Annotated in this window: 8 protein-coding genes; 5 read left to right on the plus strand and 3 right to left on the minus strand. The window is 47.8% G+C overall.

The features are described from left to right. Together J0895_RS04295 and J0895_RS04300 are read right to left on the minus strand one after the other, a co-directional pair. On the minus strand, positions 1 to 638 hold a 638-nt coding region (locus tag J0895_RS04295), incomplete at its 3' end, for an SDR family NAD(P)-dependent oxidoreductase (protein ID WP_207086889.1). A gap of 11 nt (positions 639 to 649) precedes the next feature. Beyond that, positions 650 to 1,249, minus strand: a complete 600-nt coding sequence (locus tag J0895_RS04300) for a 4Fe-4S single cluster domain-containing protein (protein WP_207086890.1) — start codon at positions 1,247 to 1,249, stop codon at positions 650 to 652. Between the two features lie 83 nt (positions 1,250 to 1,332). Here J0895_RS04300 and J0895_RS04305 point away from each other — a divergent pair, with 83 nt between their 5' ends. The 4 genes from J0895_RS04305 to J0895_RS04320 all read left to right on the plus strand — a co-directional run bounded on the left by J0895_RS04305 (position 1,333) and on the right by J0895_RS04320 (position 3,737). Beyond that, the gene (locus J0895_RS04305) at positions 1,333 to 1,974 is read left to right on the plus strand and encodes a transaldolase family protein (protein ID WP_207086891.1); all 642 of its coding nucleotides are present in this window, start codon (positions 1,333 to 1,335) and stop codon (positions 1,972 to 1,974) included. Positions 1,975 to 2,095: 121 nt separating this feature from the next. Then, positions 2,096 to 2,989 (plus strand): hypothetical protein, encoded by an 894-nt coding sequence (locus tag J0895_RS04310; protein ID WP_207086892.1) that lies wholly within the window; start codon positions 2,096 to 2,098, stop codon positions 2,987 to 2,989. 88 nt (positions 2,990 to 3,077) lie between these two features. After that, a complete protein-coding gene (locus J0895_RS04315) occupies positions 3,078 to 3,377 on the plus strand; it encodes a Yae1 family protein (protein WP_207086893.1) in 300 nt (99 codons plus the stop codon). Positions 3,378 to 3,449: 72 nt separating this feature from the next. Continuing rightward, positions 3,450 to 3,737 (plus strand): hypothetical protein, encoded by a 288-nt coding sequence (locus J0895_RS04320; protein WP_207086894.1) that lies wholly within the window; start codon positions 3,450 to 3,452, stop codon positions 3,735 to 3,737. 79 nt (positions 3,738 to 3,816) lie between these two features. Here the strand turns inward: J0895_RS04320 and arfB are convergent, their stop codons facing one another. Next, positions 3,817 to 4,230: an alternative ribosome rescue aminoacyl-tRNA hydrolase ArfB gene (gene arfB / locus J0895_RS04325; RefSeq protein WP_207086895.1), complete on the minus strand. Its 414-nt coding sequence runs from the start codon at positions 4,228 to 4,230 to the stop codon at positions 3,817 to 3,819. A 228-nt stretch (positions 4,231 to 4,458) separates the two neighbouring features. Between arfB and J0895_RS04330 the strand changes: the two genes are divergently transcribed. After that, positions 4,459 to 5,297 (plus strand): SDR family NAD(P)-dependent oxidoreductase (locus J0895_RS04330; RefSeq protein ID WP_207086896.1); only part of this gene is annotated, 839 nt, incomplete at its 3' end.

The following is a 5,297-nucleotide window of genomic DNA, read 5'->3' on the forward strand; positions in this document are numbered from 1 at the left end:
AAATCCTGATATACCTTGGAGGCGCGATCGCAGTCGCCATGAAAGCGCACCAGACTAAATTCCGTTTCCACTAAACCCGGTTCAATTTCCGTCACTCGCACCGGAGTCCCGATTAAATCCTGCTTCAAACCATCTGAAATCGCCCTTACTGCCGCTTTCGAGGCACAGTACACATTGCCGCCCGGATAGGCGACTCGACCGGCGATCGAGCCAATATTCACCACATGACCCCCTTGCCGTTCCACCATCCCGGGTACCACCGCCCGGGTCACATATAGCAATCCCTTGACATTGGTATCCAGCATTTCCTCCCAGTCGTCGATATTGCCTTCATGGAGTTTGGATAATCCCCGACTCAGACCCGCATTATTGACTAAAATATCAATCTGATTCCAAGGGTCCGGAAGATGGTTCAATGTGGCATCAACTGCTTGGCGATCGCAAACATCCAACCCCAAAACATGAGTCTGAATCTGATACTGTTGCGCCAGTTGAGTCCCTAACTCCTGTACCCGTTCCAAACGCCGCGCCGCCAAAATCAAATCTGCACCCGCCTGGGCCAAGAATTGGGCGCAAGCGGCCCCAATCCCACTACTCGCACCCGTAATCAACACAATTTTACCCTTGAGAGATACCATAATCCTTGCTATCAACTATTATCAATGGCCTGTTTAAAGGTATCAGAGAAATGGCGAGGCGGTACACCCACCATCAAAGCTGAATCATTTCTCAGGTGAATTTCCACATCACGCCGTCGAGAGGAAAAGGCATTCGCTTCAGCTAACAACCGAGGGGTGAGAAAATGTATCCGTTGATTGGCAGAACCGCGCCACCCTTGGTTATCGTTGAGTTCCGGCATATAAAGTCCATCAATTAACACATCAATTTGCGACAATACCCGGGCGATCGCCGGGTCGGACTTGGCCTGTAACTGTTCTAAGGTAAACCCGGTATAGCAGATAATCGAACAATCCACCTCTGCCAAAAGTTCAAATAATTCACTAAGTGCCTGCGCCTGTAACATCGGTTCTCCCCCGGAAACCGTTAATCCTTCCATCCCGGCAACCGATAAAATTGTTTCCGCCAACCGTCGCGGTTCCACCCAAGTGCCCGATACCTGGGGAATCCACTCCGGAGAGATACAACCGGAACAGTTAAAACAACAGCCTTGCACCCAAATCGCAAACCGCTGACCCGGACCGAGAGTGCGGGTGATGGGACAAAGTTCGGCGAGGTTCAGTAACGTCATCGTTGCGGAGTGGGGGGTAGGGTGGATTGTCAAGAGTAACCAATTCCCGTATTTTTGGGAGGAAACTCAACGGGGACAACATCATGGCAATTTATTTAGATTCAGCGATCGCATCCGAAGCAGAAGTGGCCCAAAAGATGGGCTGGGTGAAAGGAATCACCACCAATCCGACCTTATTGGCAACCAGTGAGTTATCTCCGGAAGATACCTTGAAAAAATTGGTTACCCTCACATCGGGACCATTATTTTACCAGCTTATGGCGTCCGATTTTCAGGGAATGGTCAGGGAAGGCCAAAAAGCGCGGGAGATTATTGGCGATCGCACTATTTTAAAAGTTCCAGCCACGCGAGTCGGGTTTGAAGTCGTCGCGCATCTATCTACAGACATACCTTGTTCCGTCACCGCCATTTATAGTGCTGCTCAAGCTGCCGTCGCCAGGGAAGCAGGGGCAAAAATGGCGATCGCCTATGTTAACCGCGCCACCCGATTATTAGGGGATGGGATTGCCTTAGTGCGATCGATGGCAGATATTTTACAAGGCAGCGACGTAGAAATTCTCGCCGCCAGTATTAAATCCCCAGAAGAAGCCGCCGCCTCCTTACAAGCCGGGGCGCATCATTTAACATTACCACTCGCCATGTTGAGAGCAATTTCCTCCCATGAACTCTCGCAACAAACCGTAGAAGAATTCAATCAAAAAGGGATAGGTTTAAGTTTGTCATAACCAGAGTAAAAACTGGTATATAATATTAGGAGTGCGAGCGAAAGGCTGGTTTTAAAATTAGCAAATTAGACCCTCGCACTCCAGTTTTCAATATCAGGGATACCCACAATCAAAAAGAAACATGACCCGAACTGCTCATGACCAATTTGCTAAACAATATTTAGAGGAGTTATTAGCCTATCTGGGACAAGTCCAAACCAGTCGCGATGTTCCCAGCGAAGTGCGACAAATTGACGTTTATTTCGTCCCAGCCGCCACCCCCGCCACTGCGCCGGAAAACCTGGGAGTTTTGGGACAAATGGCAAGCACAACCGGCTTATTTGAAGTGTTTAGAAACCCTCCCACCCCAGTAGAGATTAGGACCTGCAAACTCAAACTCTACTCCCTGCAAGGGGACCTATTGCGACAAGCGCGACGGGAAAAGAAGTCCCTAGGTGAATCCGACTTACCGCGACTGTGGGTATTGTCCCCCTCCTGTTCCGAACGACTGGTGAACGGATTTGGAGCACAACTCGATGAGTCAGGGAACTGGATACCCGGGATTTATTTTATGCCAGAATTTGAGAAGACAGCATTGGTGGCGATCGACCAACTCCCCGCCAGCCTCAATACCCTCTGGTTGCGAGTCTTAGGAAGAGGGGCCACCCAACAACAAGCCGTCAATGAGTTACTGAGTCTACCCCAGGGACATCCATTCCGGCGCAACCTGTTAGAAATTCTATCAAACTGGCGCGTCAACGTACAACTCAGACAAAATCCAAATGAAGAAAATCGGGAGTTAATTATGAACTTATCACCAGCTTATCTACAGTTGCGAGAAGAAGCAGTACAGGAAGGCGTCCAACTGGAACGTAAGGAAATGCTTGAAGACATGCTCAGGTTTCGATTTGGTACGATTGATGAGGAACTAGCTTCAATTATCGAAACCTTATTACAGTTACCTCGTCAAGAGTTAACCCCAGCGGTATTCAACCTTTCTCGGGAAGATTTACTGCAACGCTTTAGCCGGTCATAGTAACCTAATATTGAGTGGCATTAACTTTACCACTCAATATTAAGTTGTAAAAATCATTCCCCAAATTAATCTTGTATGGGAGTTAATTATGAACTTATCACCAGCTTATCTACAGTGGCGAGAAGAAGCAATCCAACAAGGCTTCCAACAAGGCTTCCAACAAGGCTTCCAACAAGGCTTTGAAGTAGGATTGCAACTAGGCATACAACAAGAACGGAAGCAATGGTTTAAAGAAATCCTAAAATTTAGATTTGGTTCAATTGATGAAGAACTCACTTCCCTTATCGAGGCATTATTGCAGTTACCCCGTGAAGAATTTATTCCGGTGTTATTAACCCTTTCGCGGGAAGAGTTGCTGCAACGCTTTGGCCGTTCCGAGAAACCTTGATTGGCGTGACCTACATTGAGTCTATCAGATGGAGATGACCAGGAGGAAATTATGGGATTTTCAAAATAATATTTGCGTGAAAAAGAAGAATTGTTCAAACAAGGTTTTATCGAAGGCTTTACGAAAAGTTTTTACGATAATTTTAAGCAGGATACTCAACTAATTATCCAATTAGAACGAGCAAAAATGATTAAAAGTATTGTAAGCTTTCGATTTGGGACTATGGTTGATGCAGAATTTAGCTCAATTATCTTAGCCTTATTGCAGTTAACCCATGAAGAGTTAACCCAGGTATTATTAACCCTTTCGCGGGAAGAGTTGCTGCAACGCTTTGGCCACTCCGAGAAACCTTTGTCTTAATCAAGCATAACCTACGCTTTCTTTGAAGAGAAAAACCCCATCTGTAGGGGCGATTCGAGAATCGCCCGAAAAAGGATGACTAATCCATAACCTTTCGTCTCGCCGCTTTAATCTGCCCCCGCTTCGTTTTGCTGTCAAGACGCTTGCGCTGAGAACTGCGAGTGGGTTTGCTTTTAAAGCGCTTTTTAGGCACAGCAACGGCACTTTTAATCAGTTCTTGCAACCGCATCATGGCTTCCTGGCGGTTTTCTAACTGACTGCGCGATTCTTGAGCTTTGATAATAATTACCCCCTCTTGGGTAATCCGATGATCGCTGAGAGTCAATAGGCGATTTTTGTAACGTTCTGGTAGGGAGGATGCTTTGATATCAAAACGTAGATGAATCGCGGTTGCCACCTTATTGACATTTTGCCCTCCTGCCCCTTGAGAACGAACCGCACTAATGTTAATTTCGTTTTCCAGGATACTGACGGTGTTAGAAATTTTTAGCATAATTTATGAATAAAATGAGAACTTCATCGGGTTGTGTTCAGCAACTTGTTAGAGAATTGGCAGCCGATCGCCATTCTATTATAAATCACCCGGGAATCTGCGAGTTAACGAAAATGCCTGCTCAAAATAGATCAGGAATTGCGAAAAATCTCCACCCTACCCCACTGCTTGTAGTAAAATGGTAAATTAATTCATAAATTTATAATCCCAACTCATCATCAATTCACTATGACTAAACCACTTGAAGGCAAAGTTACGGTTGTCACTGGGGCAACCCGGGGCCTGGGTAAAGGCATCGCCATCGGACTGGGGGAAGCGGGGGCGACGGTGTATATCACCGGGCGGAGTCTGGACCCCGCGACTGGAGAGGGGCAACTTTCCGGGAGTCTGAAAGAGACGGAAGCGGCAGTGGAAGCGGCAGGAGGGCTATGTATTCCGGTTCAGGTGGACCACAGTGATGATGCCCAAGTGCGATCGCTATTTGACCGGATTCAAGCTGATTTCGGCCAGCTTGACCTGTTGGTGAACAATGTATATGCTGGGGTTCAAACCATCATGAATGCTCAGGGTCGGCCATTTTGGGAGAGTGAACCCAGTTTTTGGGATGCCTGTAACAACGTGGGCCTCCGCAGTCACTATGTGACCAGTGTGTTGGCGGCGCGCATGATGACCCCGCGTCAACAGGGGCTAATTTGTACGATTTCCTCTTGGGGAGGGCTGTCTTATATTTTCGGAGTGCCTTATGGGGTGGGGAAATCCGGTTGCGATCGCCTCGCAGCAGATATGGCGGTGGAGCTCAAACCCTATAATGTCACCTCCCTCTCCATTTGGCCGGGGATTGTGGGAACGGAACAAATGTCCAGTATGGTGGATCAAATGGCGGCAAGTGAGACGGGCGATCGCCAATTTTCTGGATTCCGAGAACGGTACAACTGGGAAACGCCCCTATTGACGGGACGGGCGATCGCCGCTTTAGCTGCTGACCCCACAGTGATGCAGCATACCGGACGGGTACAGATTGTGGCAGAATTGGCACAACGCTACGGACTGGTAGACGAAGATGGCAC

Source organism: Phormidium pseudopriestleyi FRX01, from assembly GCF_017313335.1.
Classification (GTDB): Bacteria; Cyanobacteriota; Cyanobacteriia; order Cyanobacteriales; family Laspinemataceae; genus Laspinema; species Laspinema pseudopriestleyi.

Bases quoted from the DNA above. Each gene is read 5' to 3' on its own strand.
- J0895_RS04315 (WP_207086893.1), top strand. From the start codon at position 3,078: ATGAACTTATCACCAGCTTATCTACAGTGGCGAGAAGAAGCAATCCAA.
- J0895_RS04300 (WP_207086890.1), bottom strand. From the start codon at position 1,249: ATGACGTTACTGAACCTCGCCGAACTTTGTCCCATCACCCGCACTCTC.
- J0895_RS04310 (WP_207086892.1), top strand. From the start codon at position 2,096: ATGACCCGAACTGCTCATGACCAATTTGCTAAACAATATTTAGAGGAG.
- arfB (WP_207086895.1), bottom strand. From the start codon at position 4,230: ATGCTAAAAATTTCTAACACCGTCAGTATCCTGGAAAACGAAATTAAC.
- J0895_RS04305 (WP_207086891.1), top strand. From the start codon at position 1,333: ATGGCAATTTATTTAGATTCAGCGATCGCATCCGAAGCAGAAGTGGCC.